Annotated in this window: 17 protein-coding genes and 2 tRNA genes; 6 read left to right on the forward strand and 13 right to left on the reverse strand. The window is 68.4% G+C overall.

Translation table 11 applies throughout. The features are described from left to right. On the forward strand, window positions 1-2976 hold a 2976-nt coding region (locus ACE3P2_RS04570), incomplete at its 5' end, for a DUF4157 domain-containing protein (protein ID WP_374261548.1). A gap of 15 nt (window positions 2977-2991) precedes the next feature. Continuing rightward, a complete protein-coding gene (locus ACE3P2_RS04575; RefSeq protein WP_374261550.1) occupies window positions 2992-4149 on the forward strand; it encodes a DUF4157 domain-containing protein in 1158 nt (385 codons plus the stop codon). 125 nt (window positions 4150-4274) lie between these two features. Here the strand turns inward: ACE3P2_RS04575 and ACE3P2_RS04580 are convergent. Together ACE3P2_RS04580 and ACE3P2_RS04585 are read right to left on the reverse strand one after the other, a co-directional pair. After that, window positions 4275-4351 (reverse strand) — tRNA-Pro (locus tag ACE3P2_RS04580). Between the two features lie 152 nt (window positions 4352-4503). Further along, complete coding sequence (locus ACE3P2_RS04585) at window positions 4504-4683, reverse strand: hypothetical protein (RefSeq protein ID WP_374261552.1); 180 nt, start codon at window positions 4681-4683, stop codon at window positions 4504-4506. Between the two features lie 238 nt (window positions 4684-4921). Between ACE3P2_RS04585 and ACE3P2_RS04590 the strand changes: the two genes are divergently transcribed. Then, complete coding sequence (locus ACE3P2_RS04590) at window positions 4922-7825, forward strand: response regulator (protein WP_374261554.1); 2904 nt, start codon at window positions 4922-4924, stop codon at window positions 7823-7825. 7 nt (window positions 7826-7832) lie between these two features. Here ACE3P2_RS04590 and ACE3P2_RS04595 read toward each other — a convergent pair whose 3' ends face one another. The 4 genes from ACE3P2_RS04595 to ACE3P2_RS04610 all read right to left on the reverse strand — a co-directional run bounded on the left by ACE3P2_RS04595 (window position 7833) and on the right by ACE3P2_RS04610 (window position 12171). Beyond that, window positions 7833-8399 carry an NTP transferase domain-containing protein gene (locus tag ACE3P2_RS04595; RefSeq protein WP_374261556.1) on the reverse strand — a complete coding sequence of 189 codons (567 nt, stop codon included), beginning with the start codon at window positions 8397-8399 and terminating at the stop codon, window positions 7833-7835. A 16-nt stretch (window positions 8400-8415) separates the two neighbouring features. Further along, on the reverse strand, window positions 8416-9414 hold the full coding sequence (locus tag ACE3P2_RS04600; protein WP_374261558.1) for an XdhC family protein: 999 nt from the start codon (window positions 9412-9414) through the stop codon (window positions 8416-8418). A 75-nt stretch (window positions 9415-9489) separates the two neighbouring features. Then, entirely contained in the window at window positions 9490-11700 is a 2211-nt protein-coding gene (locus ACE3P2_RS04605) for a molybdopterin cofactor-binding domain-containing protein (protein WP_374261560.1), read from the reverse strand. A 12-nt stretch (window positions 11701-11712) separates the two neighbouring features. Next, window positions 11713-12171, reverse strand: a complete 459-nt coding sequence (locus ACE3P2_RS04610; RefSeq protein ID WP_374261562.1) for a (2Fe-2S)-binding protein — start codon at window positions 12169-12171, stop codon at window positions 11713-11715. Window positions 12172-12379: 208 nt separating this feature from the next. Between ACE3P2_RS04610 and ACE3P2_RS04615 the strand changes: the two genes are divergently transcribed. Continuing rightward, window positions 12380-13300 carry an AraC family transcriptional regulator N-terminal domain-containing protein gene (locus ACE3P2_RS04615; RefSeq protein WP_374261564.1) on the forward strand — a complete coding sequence of 307 codons (921 nt, stop codon included), beginning with the start codon at window positions 12380-12382 and terminating at the stop codon, window positions 13298-13300. 102 nt (window positions 13301-13402) lie between these two features. Here ACE3P2_RS04615 and ACE3P2_RS04620 read toward each other — a convergent pair. The 4 genes from ACE3P2_RS04620 to ACE3P2_RS04635 form a co-directional block, all read right to left on the reverse strand. Then, a tRNA-Pro gene (locus ACE3P2_RS04620) sits at window positions 13403-13479 on the reverse strand. Window positions 13480-13569: 90 nt separating this feature from the next. Then, on the reverse strand, window positions 13570-14538 hold the full coding sequence (ispB, locus tag ACE3P2_RS04625) for an octaprenyl diphosphate synthase (protein WP_374261566.1): 969 nt from the start codon (window positions 14536-14538) through the stop codon (window positions 13570-13572). A 78-nt stretch (window positions 14539-14616) separates the two neighbouring features. Then, a complete protein-coding gene (gene ugpQ / locus ACE3P2_RS04630; RefSeq protein WP_374261568.1) occupies window positions 14617-15372 on the reverse strand; it encodes a glycerophosphodiester phosphodiesterase in 756 nt (251 codons plus the stop codon). Window positions 15373-15384: 12 nt separating this feature from the next. Beyond that, window positions 15385-16686 (reverse strand): extracellular solute-binding protein, encoded by a 1302-nt coding sequence (locus ACE3P2_RS04635; protein WP_374261570.1) that lies wholly within the window; start codon window positions 16684-16686, stop codon window positions 15385-15387. Window positions 16687-16782: 96 nt separating this feature from the next. On the opposite strand from ACE3P2_RS04635, the gene ACE3P2_RS04640 reads away from it, so the two are divergent. Further along, window positions 16783-17322, forward strand: a complete 540-nt coding sequence (locus ACE3P2_RS04640; RefSeq protein ID WP_374261572.1) for a hypothetical protein — start codon at window positions 16783-16785, stop codon at window positions 17320-17322. 20 nt (window positions 17323-17342) lie between these two features. On the opposite strand, the gene ACE3P2_RS04645 is transcribed toward ACE3P2_RS04640, so the two are convergent. From ACE3P2_RS04645 to ACE3P2_RS04655, 3 genes are read right to left on the reverse strand one after another with little or no spacing between them, the layout of a single operon-like run. Then, the gene (locus ACE3P2_RS04645; RefSeq protein ID WP_374261574.1) at window positions 17343-19139 is read right to left on the reverse strand and encodes a putative bifunctional diguanylate cyclase/phosphodiesterase; all 1797 of its coding nucleotides are present in this window, start codon (window positions 19137-19139) and stop codon (window positions 17343-17345) included. Beyond that, window positions 19136-20737 (reverse strand): HD-GYP domain-containing protein, encoded by a 1602-nt coding sequence (locus tag ACE3P2_RS04650; RefSeq protein WP_374261576.1) that lies wholly within the window; start codon window positions 20735-20737, stop codon window positions 19136-19138. Before ACE3P2_RS04650 ends, ACE3P2_RS04645 begins: the two co-directional genes overlap by 4 nt. Next, window positions 20738-21775: an aldo/keto reductase gene (locus ACE3P2_RS04655; protein WP_374261578.1), complete on the reverse strand. Its 1038-nt coding sequence runs from the start codon at window positions 21773-21775 to the stop codon at window positions 20738-20740. It lies immediately after the preceding gene. Window positions 21776-21948: 173 nt separating this feature from the next. On the opposite strand from ACE3P2_RS04655, the gene rlmM reads away from it, so the two are divergent. Next, window positions 21949-23037: a 23S rRNA (cytidine(2498)-2'-O)-methyltransferase RlmM gene (rlmM, locus tag ACE3P2_RS04660; protein ID WP_374261580.1), complete on the forward strand. Its 1089-nt coding sequence runs from the start codon at window positions 21949-21951 to the stop codon at window positions 23035-23037. The last annotated feature ends 22 nt before the right edge of the window (window positions 23038-23059 follow it).

The following is a 23059-nucleotide window of genomic DNA, read 5'->3' on the forward strand; positions in this document are numbered from 1 at the left end:
GACGGCCTGCGCCGCCGCTTCGAACGCCGTCTTGGTGCCGACCTCTCGGCGGTGCGGGTGCACCACGGGCCCGACGCCAGCGAGGCCGCCGCCAGCCTGGACGCCCGCGCCTTCGCCCTCGGCCCGCACATCGTCGTCGGCGAACGCCACGACCAGCCCCACACCCCCAGCGGCGAACGCCTGCTCGCCCACGAAGTCGCCCACGTGCTGCAGGACGAAGCCACCCCCACCCTGCGCCGCGACAACACCCAACCCGGCGACGCCCCGACCAGCCTCGCCGCGCTGGTGCGCAGCCAGCCCCCCGGCTTCACCGACGCCCAGCTCGACGCCGCCTACCAGCGCTACCTGCGCAGCGAGACCGCCGCCGCCGACCCCACCACCTGGGCGCTGCGTCAGACCACCGGCCGCCCCCGCGAGCGCCTCGTCCAGCTCCTCGGCCCCGATTTCGCCCGCGGCCAGCGCAGCGGCGCCGCCCGGCCGGCGGTGGACGTCTCGGCGCCCGCCGCGCCGGCCGACTACGACGCCACCCGCCAGCGGCAGGATCTGGCCGCCCTCCAGTCCGCCGGCGGGGCGCTCACCGCGCGTCTCGGCAACCTGCAGTACGACCCCGCCAGCGGCCTGCAGATTTCCGCCGGCCACCAGTCGATCCTGCAGGGCAACGTCGGCGAAGCCCTGGCCCGACCGCTGCTCGAACAGGCGCTGCAGGAAATCCGCCAGACCGAACCGAACGCCCAGCTCTACCTCAACGTCACCGCCCAACTGCGCATGGACGACGGCGGCTGGACCAACCCGGTGCTGTTCACCGACGGCCTGATCGGCGTGGTGGATGGCGGCGGGCTGCGGGTGCTGCGCATCGCCGAGATCAAGTCCGGCCTCGAAGGCGGCGTGCAGGGGCAGGAGCAGGTTCACCGCTGGATCGAAGCCCACAGCACCACCGGCCTGCGCATCCTGCTGCCCGGCGTGGCGCGCACCTTCGAATACAGCGATCACGCCCGCGAGGTGCGCAACCTCACCGTCGCCCCGCGCATGGTCATCGTCCCCAGCGACGCGCGCTTTGCCGGCAGCCGCAGCGGTCACGGCACCACCGCGCCGGTCATCCCGCTGCGCATGGCCCAATCCTCGGCCGAGATCAACTACCTCACCGCCGCCACCGCCCAGCGACTGCTCCTCGAGAGCCGCGCCCGCCAGCTCCTCGACGCGGTGCGCAACCAGCAGGTTCAACCCGCCGTCGTCGGCAGCACCCTCGAACTCCAGCAAAGCGCCACCATCGCACGGCTCCAGCAGCAGAGCCGGGGCCTCGCCCTGGTGGGCGGCGTGCTCTACCGGGTCGGCGCCGACGCCGAAAGCCGCCAGCTCACCCGGCTCCCGATGCAGCCGATGCAGTTGCCCGCCGCCGCGCCGGGCACCACCGGCAGCGGCACGGAGAGCGGCACGCCGGGCGTGCCCCCCATCCCGGCAGCGCCCGCGCCGGCCGGGGCCGCGCCCCAGCTCCCAACCGGGCTCGACCCCGCGCCCCTGCAGGTGCCGGGCATTCCGGGCACCACCCAGATCGCCCCCGGTGTCAACCTGCCCAGCAACGTGCTCAACCTGAGCGGACAGCCCATCCAGGTGGGCGGCGGGCGCATCGTGCCGCCCAGCCAGCCCGTGGAGCTGCGCGAGGGCGACATCGTGGTGCGCGGCGCTTCGGGGGGCGTCGTCGCCACCGACGCCGCCACCGGGCGGCCCATCGCCGCCGTGCTCGAAGGCGGCCAGCTGTACAGCGTGGCACCCGCCGGGCGCGTCATCAGCATCGGCGAAGACGGCCGCGCGGTGGTGTCGCGCAGTCCGCAACTCGTGCCGCTCACCGCCGAACCGGTGGCCGGCGGCACCACCCCCGCCGCCAGTGGCGTCAGCCCACGGATGCGCGTCGCCGCGGGCGGAATGGCGCTCTTCGTGGTCGCCAACGAGATCCTCGCCCCCATCGGTCGCAACCTGCAGCAGCAGCGTCGCAACATTGCCGTCGGCCAGGCGCAGATCGACTTCTGGGCGCAGTTCGGCGGCAACCCGACCCACGCCGTCTGGCACATCGTCGACGGTCGCGCCGCCGCCGGCGTCGAAGCCGACACCGAGGCCTTCGGGAGCGGCAGCTACCCCTATGTGCGCAGCATCGACACCGCCTCGTTCGGGCGCACCCTGCCGACCCTCATCACCAGCCACCGGGATTTCCTGCTCTTCCTCGACATGGCCAAGGTGCTCGGCACGATCGTCGAAGAACCGCCGATGCCCGGCTTCCCGAGCGCCGAGGAGCGCCAGCAGCCGCGCCGCTACTACGCGGTGGTCGACGCCCCCGACCGCAGCCTGCGCCAGCGCATCGATCTCACCGACATCATCGCCCCCCTGGGCCAGCGCCTGCTCGGCAGCCTCGACGCCGACATGCGCGCCCAGCTGGCCGCGCTGCCGGCCGCCGAGCGGCGCAACATCTTCCGCCTCAAACAGGGCAGCGAGACACCGCTGTTCCGTTCCGCCAGCGGCGGGCAGCCGATCCTGTCGGACCAGCAACTGCTCGGCAACGATCCGTGGGTGCGCCTGCTCGGCCGCACCCAGGAAGGCGGACTCGGCAGCTGGTTCTTCCACGGCCAGTGGCCTGACCGGGTGCTGGTCGCCCCGGCCAACGTCGACGCCCAGCGCGCCGCCCAGGTGAGCGCCTACGTGGTCAAGAAGCCGCCGGGCGAGGTGCTCGACGAGGTGCAGGCCGCCGGGCGCCCCATTCTCAGCCGTTCGCCGCCCGACGGCGACGTGGATTCCTTCGTCGCCGGCCCCGAGCCGGGCAGCGCGCGCTTCGGCGAAACCCGCTACTACCGTCATCCCAACTGGCCCGACGTGCGCTGGACGGCGGCGATCGGCGAACTACACCAGTTCTGGGTGAATTCCCGCGATATCGAAGCGGTCGGCGAAGACGACGTGAACCGCTACGCCACCGGCCCGGCCGCCCGCTGAAAGGGAGAAGAGAACATGGGCACGCCCCGCAACCGGCAAAAAATGCCGCCCATCGCCCGCGATCGCCCGGCCGAACAGCGCGCCGAGCGCGTCGCCCACGGCGAACGTCCGCCCCGCGCGGCCGCCGCGCGCGCAGCCACGCCCCGTCAGCCGCCCCTCGCCGCACTCGGGCTCGATGCCGGCGTCGCGCTGCCGGCCACCGAGCGGCGCTATTTCGAGGCCCGTCTCGGCGCCGACCTGCGCGCCGTGCGCATCCACCCCGACAGCGACGCCGCCGTGAGCCTGGGCGCCAACGCCTTCGCCAGCGGCCACGACATCGGCTTCGCCCCGGGGCGCTGGCAGCCGGGCACCCACGAAGGCCGACGCCTCCTCAGCCACGAACTCACCCACGTGCTCGAACAGGCCCAGCGCGGCCGCAGCGCCGTGCAGCTCGACGATGCGGTGAAGCCCGCCGAAGCCGACCAGGCCGCCGACGCCCTCACCGAAGGGGTCAAGACCGTCGTCGAGCAGGCCAAGGAGAACGAAGGCGTCAAGCGCGTGCTGCTCGACCCCGCCAAGCGCTACGCGCTGGGCCAGTGGAACGGCCTCGGTACCGGCGAACAGGTTGCGGTGGCCGGCTTCGGCGTCGGCACCTACGGCCTCGCCCTGGGCGCCGGACTCGGCGATCCGGCCGGCCGCAAGCTGCTCTCCGACGTGAATCTGGCCGCCCCGCTGGGGCTGATTCCCTACTCGACGCTCACCGATTTCCGCTACGTGCTGCCGGGCACCGCCGGCGGCCCGACCCAGCTCAAGGCGTCGTTCTCGGGGGACGACCTGCTCGGCCTCGCCCACGCCAGGCTCGGCTGGATGCCGCCGATGACCCTCAGCCTCGATTTCGGTTGGAGCGTGGCGCCGTCCGGCGGCGTCAGCCTCACCACCGCCAAGGCGAGCTGGGGCGTGGTGCCGGGGGTCAATCTGCAGATCGGCAGCGGCGTCGGGCTGGACTGGAAGCCCACCGTCGACGGCCCCGACGGCCAGCGCGCGACGACGATGAAGTCGATCCCCACGCCCGCCGGTGCCAGCACTTCGCCGGGCGGCACCGGCGTGTTCGTCAGCGTGGATCTGCTGAAGGCGCCCTTCGTGCCCGCCCCGATCCGCGCCGCACTGGGGGGCGATCCGAAAGGCAAGGAGTGAGCCGGCCTCGCACCGACGAAGCCGAGGCGAGGCCGGGTCCACCGGAAACCCATCGGCGCCACCACGATTCGGCACCGCAAACGCAAAAAAGCCACTCTTTCGAGTGGCTTTTTCAGCGGGAATTTTGGTCGGGGAAAGAGGATTCGAACCTCCGGCCCCTGCGTCCCGAACGCAGTGCTCTACCAGGCTGAGCTATTCCCCGACGACCCTTCAACTACAGGGGGTTTGCTACGTTTTCCAGAACGTTTCCGCCTTGGAAAGACAGCTATTATGCACGAACGCACTTCAACGTGCAACAACTTCGCCACGTGATTGAAACAAGGCCGCGCGACAGTCTGCCGGCGCGGCCCGGAATCAGGCGACCGAGGCTTCGGGGTGGGTCGCGGCGACTTCCTCGTGTTCCCATTCCTTCACGGCGTCCGACAGGAGCCGGGCCTTCTCGTGGGCGTCCGGGGCGTGGTGGTGTTCTTGCTCGAAAGCCTCCAGCGCGTCATGACAGGCGGCGGCCTTCGTGGGGGCGTGGGTATGGGGCACGATGAACTTTCCTTCCGTTATAGCAGGGATGTTGCAGTGCAAATGCTGCGGCGCAACATCTGCATTGTATCGACCCCACCCGTCGATCTGCAAGCGCGCCGCGCCATACCCCTGGTGCAGATTTGTCCCATTCGTGACATAGTGGCCGAATGTCTTCGCGGTGTGACATTTAAATAAGATGTCACCACCGGACGATGTCGTACGGGCCGCCGGATGGTTTTCGGCTGAAAAGGAGAACATGTCGCCACCCCTGCTTCGCCGTGTCTTCGTCGGACGTTTGCTGGCGGTGCTGCTGTGCAGCGTCGGCGGTCCCGACACGGCCGTCGCGGCCGACACGACGGCCACCCCTGCCGAGTCCCGGCGCTCGATCCACGTGGTTGCCGACGACAACTATCCGCCCTACCTGTTCCGCGATGCCGAAGGCAAGGTCGAGGGCTACCTGGTGGACGTCTGGCACATCTGGGAGACCCGCACCGGCATCCCCGTGACCCTCACGGCCACCAACTGGGCGCGGGCCCAGCAGATGATGGCGCGTGGCGAGGCGGACGTGATCGACACGATTTTCCGCACCCCCCAGCGCGAACCGCTGTACGACTTCACGCGGCCCTACGCCGACCTCCCCGTCGCCATCTACACCCACCGCAGCATCACCGGCATCACCGGGCTCGACACCCTCAAGGGCTTTCAGATCGGCGTGCAGGCGGGCGACGCCTGCATCGACCACCTGCACCTGAACGGTATCGCCACGCTGGTCGAGTACCCCAACTACGCCGACTTGATCGCCGCCGCCCAGCGCGAAGACATCAAGGCCTTCTGCCTCGACGAGGGGCCCGCCGACTACTACCTCTACCGCGCCCACGCCCAGCACAGCTTCCCGAAGGCCTTCGAGCTCTACCAGGGCCAGTTTCATCGCGCGGTGCGCAAGGGCGACGCCGAAACCCTGCATCTGGTCGAGCGCGGCATGGCGGCGATCAGCCCCGAGGAAGACGCCGCACTGCGCCGGAAATGGTTCGGCAACCCGGTCGACTTCGCCCTTTACAGCCGTTATATCGGTTGGGCCCTGCTCGCGGTGGCCGGCATCGGTTCGATGCTGGTGGCCTGGAACGTGCTGCTGCGCCGTCAGGTCAGCGCCAAGACCACCGCCCTGGAGCACACCCTGGAGGCACTGCGCCAGGCCCATCGGGCCACCAGCGAAGCCAAGGAAAGCCTCGCCGCCACGCTGCAGGCGATTCCCGATCTGCTCTTCGAATTCGACACCGACGGCTATTACCGCAACATCTTCGCCCGCGACGAAGGCCTGCTGGCCGCCTCCCACCCGGAGCTGATCGACCGGCGCGTCGGCGACGTCCTGCCGGCCGACGCCGCTGCCACGGTCATGGCCGCCATCGCCACTGCAGCGGCCCGGGGCGGCGACTACGGCCGCACCATTCGCCTCGACATCGACGGCGCGGCGCGCTGGTTCGAGCTGTCGGCCGCGCGCAAGCAGCACGTGGACGGCAGCCTGCGGGTGCTGATGCTGTCCCGGGACGTCACCGAGCGCCGCGAAGCCGAGCAGACCCTGCGCAACGCCCACGAAGCGGCCCTCATCGCCGAACGCGACCGCCGCTTCCGGATGCTCTTCGACGCGGCGCCGGTGGCCCTGGCCCACGTCATCGGCAACCGGATCGGCGCCGTGAATCAATACTTCACCGAGCTCTTCGGCTACCAGGAAAGCGACATCGCGACCCTCGACGAATGGTGGCAGCGCGTCTACCCCGATCCCATCTATCGCTGGGAGGTGCAGCGCACCTGGGAAGCCGCGGTCAACCGCGCGATCGCCGGCGACGGCCGGGTCGAGACGCTGGAATACCAGGTCACCACCAAGGACGGCCAGCAACGCACCCTGTTCATCGGCGGCCAGGTGCTCGGCGACGGCTTCGTCGCCACCTTCATCGACATCACCCCGATGCGCGAAGCCGAGGCCGCCCTGAAAGAAGCCAAGAACGCCGCCGACGCCGCCAATCTGGCCAAGAGCAGCTTCCTGGCCAACATGAGCCACGAGATCCGCACGCCGATGAACGCGATCCTCGGCTATGCCTACGCGCTCAAGCGCAGCACCCTCGAGGCGGCCCAGCGCGAGCGCATCGACAAGATCGAGGATGCCGGCCGCCACCTGCTGGCGATCATCAACGACATCCTCGACATCTCCAAGATCGAGGCCGGCAAGCTGGTGCTCGAGCACACCAGCTTCCATCTTGCGTCGATCGTCGACTACGTGCGCTCGCTGATCGTCGACAGCGCCGATGCCAAGGGCCTGACGGTCAGCGTCGAGTACGACCACGTGCCGATCCACCTCGAAGGCGATCCGACGCGACTGCGCCAGGCCCTGCTCAACTTCGCGGGCAACGCCGTGAAGTTCACCCAGCAGGGCCAGATCGTGATCCGCAGCCGGCTGCTCGAACGCGAAGGCGACCGCTTGCTGGTGCGCTTCGAGGTCGAGGACACCGGCGTCGGCATTCCGCCCGAGAGCTGCAGCGAGCTGTTCCAGCCCTTCCGCCAGGTGGACGCCTCCACCACGCGCAAGTACGGGGGCACCGGTCTCGGGCTGGCGATCACCCAGCGCCTCGCTCAACTGATGGGTGGCGAGGCCGGCGTCGTCAGCACGCCCGGCGTGGGCAGCAATTTCTGGTTCACCGCGCGACTGGTTGCAGGTAGCGCCCCCGCCACCAACATCGAGGCCATTCCCGGCGGCAGCACCACCGAGGACATGATCCGGCGCCGCCATGCCGGCGCGCGGGTGCTGCTGGTGGAAGACGACCCGGTCAACCAGGAAGTCGCCCTCGAGCTGCTCGGGAACACCGGCCTGCGGATCGACGTCGCCAACAACGGCCGCGAAGCGATCGACATGCTGCGCGCCAGCGACTACGCCGTGGTGCTGATGGACATGCAGATGCCCGAAATGGGTGGCCTCGAGGCCACCGCCCTCATCCGTACCTTGCCCGACCGCCAGCACACCCCGATCATCGCGATGACCGCCAACGCCTTCGACGAAGACCGCGACCGCTGCATCAAGGCCGGCATGAACGACTTCATCGCCAAGCCGGTGGAGCCCGACATCCTGTTCGATACCCTGGCGCGCTGGATCGGCCCGCAGGCCAGCTGAGGCCGGCTCAGGCCGGGCGGAGGAGATCCTCGGGCGTATCCACGTCGCGCAGCACGCCCGCATCGTCGGATTCGATCCGCCACAGCAGGTCGCCATGGGCGCCCAGGATCGCCCGGGCACCCGCATCGCCCGTGAGCTGCCGCAGCGCATCCCGCCAACGGGCGGCAAAGCCCACCGGATGGCCGCGCCGCCCGGCGTGAAAAGGGGCCGCCAACGCCGCCCCGTCTGTCAGCGCATCCGCCACCTGGCGCAGCGTGCCCGGCTGAACGAAGGGCATGTCGCCCAACGCCACGACCCAGCCGGCGGCCTCGGGTGTGGCCGTCACCCCGGCGGCGAGGCTGTAGCCCATGCCCTCGCGGGCAGCGGCGCAGGTCACCACCGTCAGCCCCTCCGCGGCGAGCCGGCCGGCAAGGTCCACCTGCTCGGGGCGCACCACCGCCACGCTATGCGGGCAGGCTGCCCGTAATGCGCGGGCCGCCACCACCGCCATCGGCAGGCCATCGACCAGCGGATGGCTCAGCTTGTCGCCGCCAAAACGCCGTCCGTAACCGGCCGCCAGCAAGATGCCGACCACTTCGCCGCGCACCTCTTCAGCCCAGCCCGCAACCCGCGCTGGCCGGGGCCGCGGGCTCCGGCCGGACGAAACGGACGCCGTTCTTCACGGCGGTCATCTCGGCCAGGATCGACACCGCGATCTCGGGCGGCGTTCGGCTGCCGATGGGAAGGCCCGTCGGGCCGTGCAGCCGCCCGACCTCGCTTTCCGACAGGTCGAAGTACTCGAGCAAGCGCGCTTTGCGGGCCGCGTTGTTCACCCTCGAGCCCAGCGCACCGACGTAAAACGCCGGCGACTTGAGGGCTTCGAGCAGCGCCATGTCGTCGAGCTTGGGGTCGTGGGTCAGGGCGACGATAGCGGTATGGGGATCGGGCAGCATCGCGGTCACCACGTCGTCGGGCATGCCGGCCACCAGCGGCGCGCCGGCCACGTCCCACTCGATGGCGTATTCGTCGCGGGGGTCGCAGACGCTCACTGCGTAGTCGAGCGCCTGGGCCATCGTCGCGAGGTAACGCGAGATCTGCCCGGCACCGACGATCAACAGCCGCCAGCGCGGCCCATGCAGTGTCGACAGCCGCGCACCGTCCCAGTGCAGCGCTTCGCCCCGGCAGGCATCGAGCACCCGCACCGCGCCGCTGGCGAGATCCACCTCGCGGCGCACCAGCTGCCCCCCCTCGATGCGCGCGGCCAGATCGGCGAGACGGGCGGCGTCCGGCGCGGGTTCGACCAGCAGTTCAAGGGTGCCCCCGCAAGGAAGCCCGAAGCGCGCCGCCTCGTCGCGGGTCACGCCGTAACGAAGCACGAAGGGCCGACTGCCGGCGATTCGGCCGTCGCGCATCCGTTCGATCAGATCGTCCTCGATGCAGCCGCCCGACACCGAGCCCTGTACCTTGCCGTCGTCGCAAAGCGCCATCCACGCGCCCGCCGGCCGGGGCGCCGAGCCCCAGGTGCGGGCAACCGTGACCAGCGCAACCCGATGTCCGCCCGCCGCCCAGCGGCGCAACGCGGCCAGCACCTGCAAATCCTGGCTATCCATCTCCGGATTCCTTCCGACACGAAGTTGAAATGCCAGGGCAGACGATGCCACCCCGGCCGTCTCGGCAGATCGGGCTCAGGCCTTCAACTGCTCGGCTCGGAAAGGCAGGCGGGTCACCCACTGACCGGTGGCCGCGGCGATCGCGTTTGCCACGGCCGGCGCCACCGGCGGCACGCCCGGCTCGCCGATGCCCGTGGGGTTTTCAGCGGACGGCACGATGTAGACCTCGACCTTGGGCATCTCGTTGATACGGATCGGTGCGTACTCGCCGAAGTTGCCCTGCTCCACCACCCCGTCCTTCAGGGTGATCTCACCGTGCAACGCCGCCGACAGCGCAAAGCCCACCGAGCCCTCGACCTGGGCGCGCACGTTGTCCGGGTTGATCGCCATGCCGCAATCCACCGCCGAGACGATGCGATCCACCTTCACGCTGCCGTCAGCGGCCACCGTCACCTCGGCGACCTGGGCGACGTACGAGCGGAACGACTCATGCACCGCCACCCCGCGGCCGCGCCGCTCGCCCGGCTTGCCGGCCGCCAGCGGCGTGCCCCAGCCGGCCTTCTCGGCGGCCAGGCGCAGCACCGCGCTGTGACGCGGGTGCTTGTCGAGCAGCTTGAGGCGCAGGGCCACCGGATCCTGCCTGGATTCGGCGGCGAGGCGGTCGAGGAAGGTCTCGGTGGAATAGGCGGTGTGGGTCGAGCCCACCGACCGCCACCACAGCACCGGCACGCCGATGTCGGTAGGCGTGTGCAGCTCCACCTGCAGGTTGGGCAGCGCGTAGGGCAGGTTCGCCGCGCCTTCGACCGACACCGCGTCGATGCCGTCCTTGACCATCACCGACTCGAAGGCAGAGCCGGTGATGATCGACTGCCCCACCAGACGGTGACGCCAGGCGCGGATCGCACCGTCGGCATCGAGGGCCGCTTCGAGGCGATGATGGAACAGCGGGCGGTAATAGCCCGCCTTCATGTCGTCCTCGCGCATCCACACCAGCTTGACCGGCGCGCGGGTGCCGCTGGCCTTGACGATGGACGCCGCCTCCTTGAGGTAGTCGGACTGGGTGCAGGCGCGCCGGCCAAAGCTGCCGCCGGCGTACAGCATGTGGATCGTGACCTTCTCGGGGGGCAGGCCGAACATCGCCGCCAGGGTGGCCTGGTCGACGGTCTGGAACTGCTCGCCGTTCCACACCTCGAGCCCGTCGGCGGTGCGCTGCACCACGCAGTTCATCGGCTCCATCGCGGCGTGGGCGAGATAGGGGAAATCGTAACTGGCGCTCACCACGCGAGCCGCGCCGGCAAAGGCCGCGTCCACATTGCCCTCCTTGCGGGCCACGAGGCCCGGCTGCTGGGCCAGGGCGCGGTAGCGCTCGAAAATCTCGGCGCTGCCGAGCTTGAAGGCGGCGCTGTCGGCCCATTCGACCACCAGCGCATCGCGGCCCTTCTTGGCGCTCCAGGTATCCCGCGCCAGCACCGCGACGCCACCGGGAATGGTAACCACATCCACCACGCCCTTCACCGCTCGGGCCTTGCTGGCATCGACCGACTTTGCCTGACCCCCGAAGCGCGGCGGATGGGCAACCACCGCCACCAACATGCCCGGCAGATGCACGTCCTGGGTGAATTGCGCGGTACCGTTGGTCTTGGCGACGCTGTCCTTGCGCGGAGCGTGCTTGCCGATCAGACGAAAATCCTTCGGATCCTTCAATTTGACGCTGGCCGGCACGGTTTCGAGGGCGGCGGCTTCGGCCAGCTCGCCGAAACTTGCCTTGCGCCCGCTGGCGGCGTGGCTGACGATACCGCCAGCCACGGCGACCTCGCCTTCCGGCACCTGCCAGCGTTTCGCCGCGGCAGACACCAGCATGGCGCGCGCGGTGGCGCCGGTCTGACGCATCTGGCCCCAGGAGTTGGCCATCGCGGTACTGCCGCCGGTGCCCTGGGCCGCGCCGAAGAACAGGTTGTTGTAGCGTTTGGCATCGGCCGGCGCCCCTTCGACCTTGACCTGGGCCCAGTCGGCGTCGAGTTCCTCGGCGACGATGGTAGCGAGGCCGGTGTAGGTGCCCTGCCCCATTTCCAGGTGCTTCGAGATCACCGTCACGGTGTTGTCGGCGCCGATGCGCAGGAAAGGCGTCGGCTCGAAGGACGGGGCCGACGCCGCCGGCGAAGCGCTCGCAGGCTTCGCGGCGGTGGCCAGCGGCGGCAGCGCCAGGCCGAGCGTGAGCCCCGTGGCCCCCTGCAGGAAGCCACGGCGGGAGAGGTTCTGAACGGGATTGTGAACAGCGTGCTTCATCGCGATGTCTCCTTAAGCCAGGGCCTTGGCGGCTTCGTGGATGGCGGCGCGAATGCGCACGTAGGTGCCGCAGCGGCACAGGTTGCCTGCCATCGCAGCGTCGATGTCGGCATCGCTGGGATTCTTGTTGGCGGAGAGCAGACTCACCGCGCTCATGATCTGACCCGACTGGCAGTAGCCGCACTGGACTACGTCGAGCTTGCGCCACGCGTCCTGCACCGCCTTGCCGACGCGTGAGCCGTCCACGGCCTCGATGGTGGCGATCTTATGGCCCTTCACGGCCGACACCGGCGTGATGCAGGCACGGGTCGGCTGGCCGTCCACCAGCACCGTACAGGCGCCGCACAGGCCCGCGCCACAACCAAACTTGGTTCCGGTAAGAAGCAGCGAATCGCGCAAGGTCCACAGCAGCGGGGTGTCGGGGTCGACATCGGCCTTGTGGGGCTTGCCGTTCACGGTGAGCTGGATCATGGTCATTCTCCGTTGGATGTTGCAGGCATCGTGGCGCCGCCGGGACTTTTTCGCCCGACTTTCATCGTCGCAATTTAGCCTACGGGAAGCCGGATGGCATTGCAGAATCGTGTCAGATTCTTGCCCGATTCTCCAAAAAACATCCCCAAGCCCAACCTGAGCACTTCGTCAGGCGTTAAGCTCCCGGCTCCTGGCAGGAGAACAAACCATGACCGATTCAGGCACCTCGGCCTCCGATCCGTCCGCCTCGCTCGACGCCGCGCGGCGCGCGCTGGCCGAGCTCATTGAACGATATTGCAGCGCCGAAGGCCCGACGACGACGGCCGTACCAGGCCTCAGCTTCTTCCGCGCCTCGAGCACCAGCACGCCGATCTGCGCGGTCTATAAATCGGTGCTGGCCGTCGCCGTCCAGGGCAGCAAGCGCCTGTCGCTGGCCGACGAGAGCTTTCAGTACGACAGTCGGCATTACCTCATCACCTCGGTGGACCTGCCGGTCATGGGGCAGATCGTCGAAGCCTCGCCCGCCGCGCCCTATCTGTGCGCGGTGTTCGACATGGACGCCCGCAAGATCGCCGAACTGGCCGGCGAGATGCGCCTCGCCCCGCCCTCGCCTGGCAACGGTCAGCTCGGTCTGGGCATCAGCGACCTGACCCTGCCGGTGATGGCGGCCTTGTTGCGGCTCGCCCGCTTGCTCGATACACCGGACGACATCCCGGTGCTGGCCCCCCTCCACGAACGCGAACTGCTGTATCGCCTGCTCACCGGCGCGCAAGGACTGCGCCTGCGCTGCATCGCCGCCGCCGACAGCCAGGGCCACCGCACCGCCCGGGCCATCGAGTGGATCAAGGACAACTTCGATCAACCGCTCTCCATCGATGCCCTGGCCGACGCCGCCAACATGAGCAAGTCGTCACTGCACCACCATTTCAAGGCGCTCACGGCCATGAGCCCGCTCCAATACCAGAAGCAGATCCGCCTGCAGGAGGCGCGCAAGCTGATGCTGACCGAAGCCATCGACGCCGCAACCGTCGCCCGCCGCGTCGGCTACGAAAGCCCCTCGCAATTCAGTCGCGAATACCGCCGCCTGTTCGGCGCCCCGCCACTACGTGACATCGCCCGCCTGCGCTGAGGGCGCCCGACGACGAAAAGCGGCGCCATAAAAAAAAGGAGCAAAGCCTTAAAGGCTTTGCTCCTTTTTTGACGCGTCCAAAGAGGACGACATCGGAATGAGTGGTCGGGGAAAGAGGATTCGAACCTCCGGCCCCTGCGTCCCGAACGCAGTGCTCTACCAGGCTGAGCTATTCCCCGACGATTTTACTGCCACGACAGTCTGGCCCTGCCGCTAAAACAAAACAGCCACACTCAACATCGAATTCGACTTATCTACAGCTGCCGAACTCAATATTTCCGTGCGACTGCGAACTTCGATAATTCTATCAAGGAGTCCTTGAAAACGGAAGGGGGCAACGCATCGAGTGCGTCGAGCGCGAGTTGAGCCTCGGCTTCGGCCACCTTGCGGGTCGCTTCGATGGCACCGCTCGCACGGATCGCCTCAAGCACCTTGGCGAAATCGTCGCGACCACCGTTTTCGATAGCGGTGCGCACGCACGCGGCCTGCTCCGGGGAACCATGCTTCATGACGTGGATCAAGGGCAGCGTGGGCTTGCCTTCGGCGAGATCGTCGCCGACGTTCTTGCCTGTGTCCGCCTCGTCGCCCGAATAATCGAGCACGTCGTCAATGAGCTGGAAAGCGGTGCCGATGTGCATGCCGAAGGCCGCCAGACGGTCTTCCTTTTCGGCGTCGAGCCCGCCGAGGATGCCGCCCAGGCGCGCAGCAGCCTCGAAGAGCTTGGCGGTCTTGTAGCGGATCACGCGCAGGTAGTCGTCCACCTCCACGTCGGCGTTGTGACAGTTGAGCAACTGAAGCACTTCGCCTTCGGCGATCACGTTGGTGGCATCGGCCAGCACCTGCATGACGCGCATGTTCTGCACGCCGACCATCATCTGGAAAGCGCGGGAATAAAGAAAATCGCCCACCAGCACCGACGCGGCGTTACCGAACATGGCGTTGGCGGTCTTGTTGCCGCGACGCAGGTCGGATTCGTCCACCACGTCGTCGTGCAGCAGCGTGGCGGTGTGGATGAACTCCACCACCGCAGCGAGTTCACGGTGATTGTCGCCCTGATAGCCGGCGGCACCCGCAGTGAACAACACCATGGCGGGACGCAGGCGCTTGCCGCCACTACCGATGATGTATTCGGCAACCTGGCGGATGAGGACAACGTCGGAATAGAGACGATCCCGGATGACGGCATCGAGCGCCTTCATGTCTTCGGCGATCGGCGCGTAGAGCTGCGAGAGAGACAAGACGCACTGCCCGGAATAGGAAAAACGCGATGTTAGGGGGCCGTCGCCCTCACGTCAAGCCGGCCGGATCAAGGACGATCAGCCAAAATTTGGCGTAGGCGATGCGCTCAGCAACAGATCGGGGCGATCCGAAAACACCCCGTCGACGCCGAGCAAAAACAGGCGCCGCGCCTCATCCGGGACATTCACGGTATAGACCAGGCAGCGCAAGCCGGCCGCGTGGACCGCTGCCACGGCGACAGCGTCGAGATCGTCCCGGGACAGGTTGAGCGCGGCGCACCCCATCCGGACGGCATGAGCGAGACTTGCCGCGTCGAACCGCCCGACCAGGAAGGCGCGCGGGACATCGGGGGACGCGCTGGACGCCGCGTCGAGCGCGGCCGCCGAAAACGACGACAGCAGCACGGCCGGGCGCCGGGAGGTCGGGAACGCGGCGAGATGACGGCCGACCACCCTCCCCGTCTCCTGCTCGACGCCTGCGGCGGGCTTGATCTCGAGATTGACCGCCAGCCCAAGCGCGGCGCAGCACTCGAGCGCCGTATCGAGCCGGGGAATCGTCTCGCCACCAAAGGCAGGGTGGAAGGGCCGCCCGACGTCGGTCGCCAGCAGCTCGGCCGCCGCCAGCGCGCCGACCCGACCGGGACGGCCGGCGGTGCGGTCGAGGGTTTCGTCGTGGATCAGCAGCGGCTCGCCGTCGGCCGACAGCATGACGTCGAACTCGACGGCGCGGCATCCCAGCAGCGCGGCGATGCGCAACCCGGCGAGGGTGTTTTCCGGGGCCAGAGCACCACCGCAACGGTGAGCGATGATCCGTGGCCAGCCCCAGCCGGACATCCTACCGTTCCCTTAGTCGACAGTGCGCGAGCGGGCCACCGCGGTGTCGAGCGCCAGCTTGGAGGGCTTGCGATCTTCCCAGACGGATTCCAGCTCTTCTTCGATGATGCGACGCACGACGGCGCGCTGCGGGTAGGCGCTGGCCTTGGACACGGCGGTGACCGGCTTGTGGGTCAGCTGCTGCACGCCGACGTGGATATTGGCGAGATCGGAGGCGAGCAGACGGCTCTCGGAGGCCAGCAGGCCCGAGCGATTGAGCGGCAGGTAACCGGCATTACGCTGCCATTCGACCTGGCTCTCGGCACTCAGCCAGAAATCCACGAAGCGGGCGACCGCCTTGTATTCGGCCGGCTTCTTGCCAGCCGCGACCCACATCGCCGGACCATCGGCGAGGGTGTTCTGCGGGGCGCCGTAGTAATCCTCGTGGTACGGCAGCGTGGCGACACCGACCTTGAAGCCAGCCTGGCGCTGCAGCGTCGGCCAGGCGCCGGAGGCAGCGGTCAGCACCGCACATTCGCCCTTCGCGAAGTGATCGACGGCTTCGTCGTCGCGACCAAAGAGCTGCAGGTAGCGCGCCTTGTACCAGGACGAAAGCATCGCGACGTGCTTCACCTCGAGCATGCCATTGATGGCGAGGGAGGTCTTCTTGCCCTCGGTGACGACCGGCTCGTTGTGCCAGGCGCTCATGTTCTCGACGAGCACCCAGGCCGGCTGGGCGGTGGTGTAAGGGCAGGACTGGCCGGCGGCAACCAACTTGCCGAGGGCGCCCTGGAGTTCCTGCCAGGTCTTGGGTGCGTTCTCGGGATCGAGGCCGGCTTCCTTGAAAGCGTCCTTGTTGTAGAACATGACCGGCGTGGACAGACCGACCGGCAGCGCGACCAGGCGCTTCTGGGCATCGAGCGGGGTCGGCGTCATCATGGCCGGGGCGCGCAGGGTTTCCATCTTCACGCCGGCGTCCTTCATGACCTGGAACAGCGGACGGTAGCGCTGCGGACCGCTGAGGAAACCCGCCAGATCGCGCTCACCGAGGATCATCATGTGCGGCAGCGTGCCGGTGTTCCAGGCGCGGTCGTGGATGACAATCTTCGGGCCGTTGTTGCCGGCGTTGTAGCGGTCGACCAGTTTCTGGAGCTGGGCGCCCTTGTCGGCGCCAAGGCTGTGCACCAGCTCGATCTCGGTCACCGGCGAGGTGTCGACCGCCACCGCCTTCGGCGCCTCGGCCTTGGCGGCCGGCTTCTTGGGCGCGGCGAAAGCGGACGTGACACACAGGCCGGCAATCGCGGCACACAGGACGGAACGGCTGAATTTCATCATGGGATTCTTTTCCGAAAACAAATTGAAACAAGGCAAACGATAATTATAAAAGGCCGCCGGAGCCTGGCGGCGCCAAGTTGCAAGCGAATGTTGAGAATGTTCAAGTCGGCATTGCGGGCGCCGTTGACCTTGCACCTTCCGACACCATCCAGCCCTGTCGCCATGCCCCGCTCCGCCTTTCGCCTGACATTCGGACTCCTGCTCTGCGCCGTCCTGCTCGGCGGCTGCGAGCGCCTCGGCATCCCCGACCCGGCCAAGTCGGAGGCCCAAGCGGAAGCCGACGGCAAGGCCGTCGGCAGCGCCTGCCGTCACGCCGGCCGCGCCATCGAGGATTGCTTCACGCTGAATCCGGCCGCGCATCGCGCTGCGGTCTTCGCGGGCTGGAAGGAGATGAACGACTACATGGCCGAGAACAAGATGGCGGAAGTCGCGCCGCAGCTTCCTCCGCCACCACCGCCGGGTGTCGCCAAAGCCGCCGGCAAGGCGAAAGCCGTCAAGGGCGAAGGAGAAGCAGATTCCGCCAAGAAACCGGCCGACGACAAAACCGACAGCGCCGACGCCGGTAACGCCGGCGCCGAGGACGCCCCCGCTGCCGAGGCCGACGCGCCGCGCAAGCGTCGCCGCGCTACCGAATAAATCATTCGACACGGGCAACGCTACGCCGCTTCCGCGGCCTTCCACCAGGCCACGAATTCTTCGACGGGCATGGCCGGGGCGTAGAGATAGCCCTGGGCGCAATTGCAGCCCATCGCCACCAGCACCGCCTCGGTCTCGGCGGTCTCGACGCCTTCGGCCACCACCTCGAGCCCGAAGGTGTGGGCAATGCGCACCATCAGCTCGACGATGGCCCGGTCGTTGTCCGAACCGGTAATCCGCTCGACGAAGGACTTGTCGAGCTTCAGTTCATCCACGGGCAGACGCCGCAGGTAATCCATCGACGAATAGCCGGTGCCGAAGTCGTCCAGCGCCAGCCGCCCGCCGCCTTCACGCAGTGCTTCGAGGGTGCGCACCGACATGCCCTCGCCCGACACCAGACCGCTCTCGGTGATCTCGAAGCTCAGGCGCGACGGCGGAACCCGCCAGGTGTCGCAGGTCTGGCGAATGAAGATCGGCAGCTCCGGATCGCTCAGATCCTCGGCAACGATGTTGGCCGACACGCGCACCTCGCACCCCGCAGCGGCAAGGCTGGCTAAAATCTGCGCGGCCTGCTGGATGACCCAGCGCGACAACACCGGCATCAGCCCGATGCGCTCGACGACGCGCAGGATTTCCGGCGGCGCCACGGGCCGCCCGTCGGAGCGCGTCCACCGCAGCAAGGCCTCCGCGCCGACGATCCGGCGCGACGGTAGTTCGACCTGGGGCTGGAGGTAAAGCTGGAAGTGCTGGGCTTCGAGGGCCCGCGCCACTTCCATCTCGAAATTCGCGTCGCCTTCGGCGCGAACCACCACCTCGCCACCGTAGATGTCGAACGGCCGGCCGCTGCTCTTGGCCACGACCAGCGCCGTGCGCGCCGCGTGCTCGAGGCCGAAGGGGTCGCTCGCGTGGTCGGGCGCCCAGGCACCGCCGCCGTAAAAACGCCCGCGCAGCGACGGAAAGCTGTTGGAGCGCAACACCTCGCAGGCATCGACGAGCTTGTGCCCGGCCAGGGAAACCTGGGCCGGGTGGTGCAGATCGGGCAGGATCGCCGCCCAGGTGTCGTCGCCCAGAGCGCAGAGGATGTCGCTGGGTCGCAGCACCGCGCGCATCGCCTCGGAAAGCGCCAGACGCAGGTGGTCGCGCTGATCGAGGGCAAGCACGTCGGCGGAGCGCCCCCATTCGACATGGAGGATCACCAACCCAAGCTGCCGACCCGCGCCGATGCGGTCGAGGCGGTCCGACAGCAAAGTGAGGAAGCGACGGCGGTTGGGAATGCCCAGCACCGGATCGCCATCCTCGGCCGACAGCCGGAAGGATTGCTCGTGCTCGATGGCCACCTCGGCGAGCAGGCCGCCCAGACACCAGCCGAGCCGCACCAGGGCGTTGAGGATGTCGAGCTCGAGCCGGTAAACCATCGCCCGTTCGCCGAACAGGCGCTGCTGGCACAGGCCGATCAGCGCTTCGATGGCGATGAACGGAAACTCGGCCACCGCTCCGGCCAGATAGCACTCGGCCCAGCGTGCCGCGAGCCCGGCCGGCCAGGTGGGCGAGAAATCCCATTCGGAAATCCGTGCCAGCTCGTGGCAGAAATCGCGCAGCGCCGGCTCCACGGTGCCATCGCCGATTCCCCCATCGGCCAGATGCAGGCGCTCCAGCAAAGCCTGCGCCAGATCGTCCACGCGCACGATGCGCCCAAAAGCACGGATGGCCGCCTGCTCGCCCTGACCGATGCCGTAGCGCAGCAGCAAACGGGCCAGCACGTCGCCATCGACCACGTAACCGTGCTGCCGGTCGAAAAGGGCGGCCATGACGCTCATGCCAGATAGAACTCCGACGGCTCGACTCCGTACGCGCCGGGCGGCAACGCCCGGACGATGGCGTAGGGCTCGTCGTTGGTGGAGGACTGGTCGTAGAGCAGATCCAGCGTGTGCGGATAGGGATTGGGCTTCTTGTCGGGCCCGAGGAGGATCATCACCCGCGGCTTGAGCCGTCGGATGCGGTTCTGGGCCACCACCACGGCAACCTCGCCGGTGTTAAGTTCGACCAGGGTGCCCACCGGATACAAACCGATGCACTGCACGAACTGGTCCACCGTACTTTCCGAGAAGCTGCTGCCGCGCTGGGCACGCACCGCGTCGAGCGCGGCCTGGGAACTCGCCGCTGCACCGTACGGGCGCTCGCGGGTCATCGCGCAATACATGTCGCAGATGCCGGCGATCTCCGACATCAGGCCGATCTGCTCGCCCTTGAGGCCGCGCGGGTAGCCGCTGCCGTCGTAGCGCTCGTGGTGACGCGCGACGATTTCGAGGATCAGCGGCGAGGCGTGGGGCGAATCGGCCAGCACCTGCAGCGAGTACGCCACGTGGGTCTTGAAGATTTCGAATTCGGTCGGCGACACCGGGCCGGTCTTCTGGAGCAGGCGCACCGGCAGGCGCAGCTTGCCCACGTCCTGCAGCATGCCGGCCATCCCGAGCGCGGTGATCGACTCGTCGCCGAGTCCGAGATAGCGCCCGAAGATCATCACGTGGGCCGACACGTCGAGGGAATGATCGTAGCTGTACTGGTCGGTCTGGCGCAGGCGCGCGAGCCACAACAACGCGTCCGGATTGCGGGCCACGCTCAGTACCATTTCGGACACCACCCCGCGCAGGCGCTCGAGGTCGGGATTGAGGCTGCGCTGGACATCCTCGGCGATCTGGGCGAGCAGGGTCTGGGCCTTGTCCACCAGCGGCAACGCCGCGACGATCTCCTCCTCGACCGGCATCGTCGGCTCGCTGTAGACGAGGCCCACCGGGCTGCCGGGCCCGCCGCGCAACGCTTCGTCCGGCGCGTCGCGGCGCATGCCACCGCCGCGCCGGCCAGGCGCCGACGTTGCGGTGATCAACGGTCGACCCGCCGCTGCCGCGGCCGAATAGTCGTTGGGACGCGCCTCTTCGACGCTGCCTCCACGGGCCGGCTGGGCATCGGCGTAAATCCTCAGCCACGGCGCTGCGGCACCGCCCCCCGCCCCGTCGAGCACCGCGTCCGGCTGGCCGACGGAGGTGCCGCGCAGGGCACGCAGCATCGCGAAGAAATTCATCGGCCTGCGCCGGGTATCGGCTGGCACCTGGAAGCTGGACATGGTCGCCACGCGTTCCGGCGGCGCATCGGCCTGCGGGTCCGGCGTCGGCGCACGCCAGGCGTCCCCCGTCGAGCGGGCACGATCGACATAGACGAAGCGGCAGACATCGCGCAACTGCGCCAGCATCTGTTCGTCTTCCACCAGGAATCCCTGGAGGAGAAACGGCGACTCCAGCCACGGACGATCGAGTTCGGACACGAACATGCCCAGACGCAAATCCTGAGCCGCCACGATTTCCTTCAACACAACCTCCCCAAAATGGGCGCCCACGCTCACCCGCGGGCGGCCCGACATTTACGGCGCCGGATTGGTGAACTGGAGGTGAAGGGCATCGATTTCTTCGAGCACGTCGGCATCGAGGGGACGCGCGCAGGCGCGCAGATTGGTCTCCAGCTGGGCCAGGGAGGTCGCCCCGACGATGGTGCTGGACACGAAGGGGCGGCTCGCGACGAAGGCGATCGCCAGCTCCGCGGGCTGCATCCCATGGCGCGCGGCGAGCGCCGCGTAGGCCGCCACCGCCGGACCGACGTTGGGCTTCTGATAGCGCTGGCCAAAGTTCGGGAACAACGTCATTCGCCCGGGCGCCGCGGGATCGCCGAGGTACTTGCCCGAAAGCAGGCCGAAGGCCAGCACCGAATACGGCAGCAGGCCGACGTTCTCGCGAAAGCACACTTCGGCGAGGCTCTGCTCGAACACCCGGTTGAGCAGGTTGTAGGCGTTCTGCACCGAAACGACCGGGGCGAGCCCCAGCTCCACGGCTGCGCGCAGGAACGTCATCAGCCCCCACGGGTGCTCGTTGGACAGGCCTACATGGCGGATCTTGCCCTCCTTCACCAGCTCGCCGAGCGCGGCCATCTGCTCGCGGATCGGCGTCGCGTCGCGTTCGGCGGACGCGTCGAAACGCCACTGGCCGAACATCGGCTGATTCCGGTCGGGCCAGTGGATCTGATAGAGGTCGATGTAATCGGTGCCGAGGCGGCGCAGGCTGCCATCCACCGCCGCGCGGATCGTCTCCCGGTCGTTGGATGCGGGACCGCCGCGAATCCAGTCGAGCCCGCGGCCCGCGGAGGTAAGCTTGGTCGCCACGACGACCTCGTCGCGGGCCCGCCCCTTCAACCACGATCCGACGATCGATTCGGTGGCGCCGGTGGTCTCGGGACACGGCGGCACCGGGTACATCTCGGCCGCGTCGATGAAATTGACCCCGTGAGCGAAGGCTGCGTCCAACAGGGCATGGGATTCGGCCTCGGTATTCTGCTGACCAAAGGTCATCGTACCCAGGCATACGGAAGAGACCAGCAGATCGCTGGCCCCGAGCTTGCGGTATTCCATCGAAAGACTCCGGAAAACGGTAACGAAAAGGCGGACCGACAGCGTTCGGGTATCATCCGCGCCACGTCGTTCGTCTTACCGGCGCCTGGATGACCGGCCGCCCAGCAAGTCACGCATCGTCAATCCAGCATATTACACCCGCCGGCGCAGCCATCTCTTTTGCTTACAATTCCATGACCACCGCCTCTTCGCCCTGCGACGCCCACGGGATTCTGGTGCAATGCCGGCCGGGCTTCGAAGCCGACGCCAGCCTCGAGTTGCAGGCCGCCGCCAGTGCCGCGCGCCTCGACGGCAGCACCGACACCCAGCCGGGCAGCGGCTTCGTCGTCTTCGAACTCACCACCCCGGCGCCCCACGACGACATCCGGCGGCGCCTCGACCTGACGCGGCTGATCTTCAGCCGCCAGGGCTTCCGGATTCTCGCGGTCGTGGACGAACTGCCCGAGCGCGACCGCCTGACACCCCTGCGCGACGCCATCGCCGCCACCGGCGAACGCTTCAGCGCGGCCCTCCTCGAAACCCCGGACACCAACGACGGCAAGGCCCAGTCAGGCTTCCTGCGGCGCTTCGGCCCGCTGCTCGAGGGCGTCCTGACCGACGACGGCCGGCTGCGCCCCGACTCACCCCACCTGCCGCGCCTCCACGTCTTCCTCGAAGGTCCGCGCCGCGCCTGGCTCGGCGTCAGCCATGCCAGCGAGGGCTCAAGCTGGCCGATGGGCATCCCGCGCCTTCGCATGCCGAAGGACGCACCGAGCCGCTCGACCCTCAAGCTCGCCGAAGCCTTCATGACGCTGCTGACCCCCGACGAGCAGAAATCCACCCTGCGCCCCGGCCTCACCGCCGTCGACCTCGGCGCCGCCCCCGGTGGCTGGAGCTGGCAGCTGACCAGCCGCGGGCTGCGGGTAACCGCCATCGACAACGGCCCGCTGGCGTCGGCCCTGCTCGCCACCGGCCTCGTCGAACACCTGCGCGCCGACGGCTTCACCTGGAAGCCGAAGAAGCCCGTTGACTGGCTGGTCTGCGACATGGTCGAGCAACCGTCGCGGATCGCGCCGCTGATCGCCGACTGGCTCGCCACCGGACGCTGCCGGCGCAGCATCTTCAACCTCAAGCTGCCGATGAAGCGCCGCCACGACGAGGTCGAGCGCTGCCGCGGACTGATCGAGCAGCGCCTCGCCGCCGCCGGCATCAAATACGTTTTGCGAATCAAGCACCTCTACCATGACCGCGAAGAGGTCACCTGCTATCTGGCGCGGCGCTGAGCCGGCGACGTTGTATAATGTC

It is taken from the genome of Zoogloea sp. (genome assembly GCF_041911615.1).
Classification (GTDB): domain Bacteria; phylum Pseudomonadota; class Gammaproteobacteria; order Burkholderiales; family Rhodocyclaceae; genus Zoogloea.

Coding starts and splice junctions, on each gene's coding strand:
- ACE3P2_RS04575 (WP_374261550.1), top strand. CDS start 2,992: ATGGGCACGCCCCGCAACCGGCAAAAAATGCCGCCCATCGCCCGCGAT.
- ACE3P2_RS04590 (WP_374261554.1), top strand. CDS start 4,922: ATGTCGCCACCCCTGCTTCGCCGTGTCTTCGTCGGACGTTTGCTGGCG.
- ACE3P2_RS04600 (WP_374261558.1), bottom strand. CDS start 9,414: ATGGATAGCCAGGATTTGCAGGTGCTGGCCGCGTTGCGCCGCTGGGCG.
- ACE3P2_RS04605 (WP_374261560.1), bottom strand. CDS start 11,700: ATGAAGCACGCTGTTCACAATCCCGTTCAGAACCTCTCCCGCCGTGGC.
- ACE3P2_RS04610 (WP_374261562.1), bottom strand. CDS start 12,171: ATGATCCAGCTCACCGTGAACGGCAAGCCCCACAAGGCCGATGTCGAC.
- ACE3P2_RS04615 (WP_374261564.1), top strand. CDS start 12,380: ATGACCGATTCAGGCACCTCGGCCTCCGATCCGTCCGCCTCGCTCGAC.
- ugpQ (WP_374261568.1), bottom strand. CDS start 15,372: ATGTCCGGCTGGGGCTGGCCACGGATCATCGCTCACCGTTGCGGTGGT.
- ACE3P2_RS04635 (WP_374261570.1), bottom strand. CDS start 16,686: ATGATGAAATTCAGCCGTTCCGTCCTGTGTGCCGCGATTGCCGGCCTG.
- ACE3P2_RS04640 (WP_374261572.1), top strand. CDS start 16,783: ATGTTCAAGTCGGCATTGCGGGCGCCGTTGACCTTGCACCTTCCGACA.
- ACE3P2_RS04645 (WP_374261574.1), bottom strand. CDS start 19,139: ATGAGCGTCATGGCCGCCCTTTTCGACCGGCAGCACGGTTACGTGGTC.
- ACE3P2_RS04650 (WP_374261576.1), bottom strand. CDS start 20,737: ATGTCGGGCCGCCCGCGGGTGAGCGTGGGCGCCCATTTTGGGGAGGTT.
- ACE3P2_RS04655 (WP_374261578.1), bottom strand. CDS start 21,775: ATGGAATACCGCAAGCTCGGGGCCAGCGATCTGCTGGTCTCTTCCGTA.
- rlmM (WP_374261580.1), top strand. CDS start 21,949: ATGACCACCGCCTCTTCGCCCTGCGACGCCCACGGGATTCTGGTGCAA.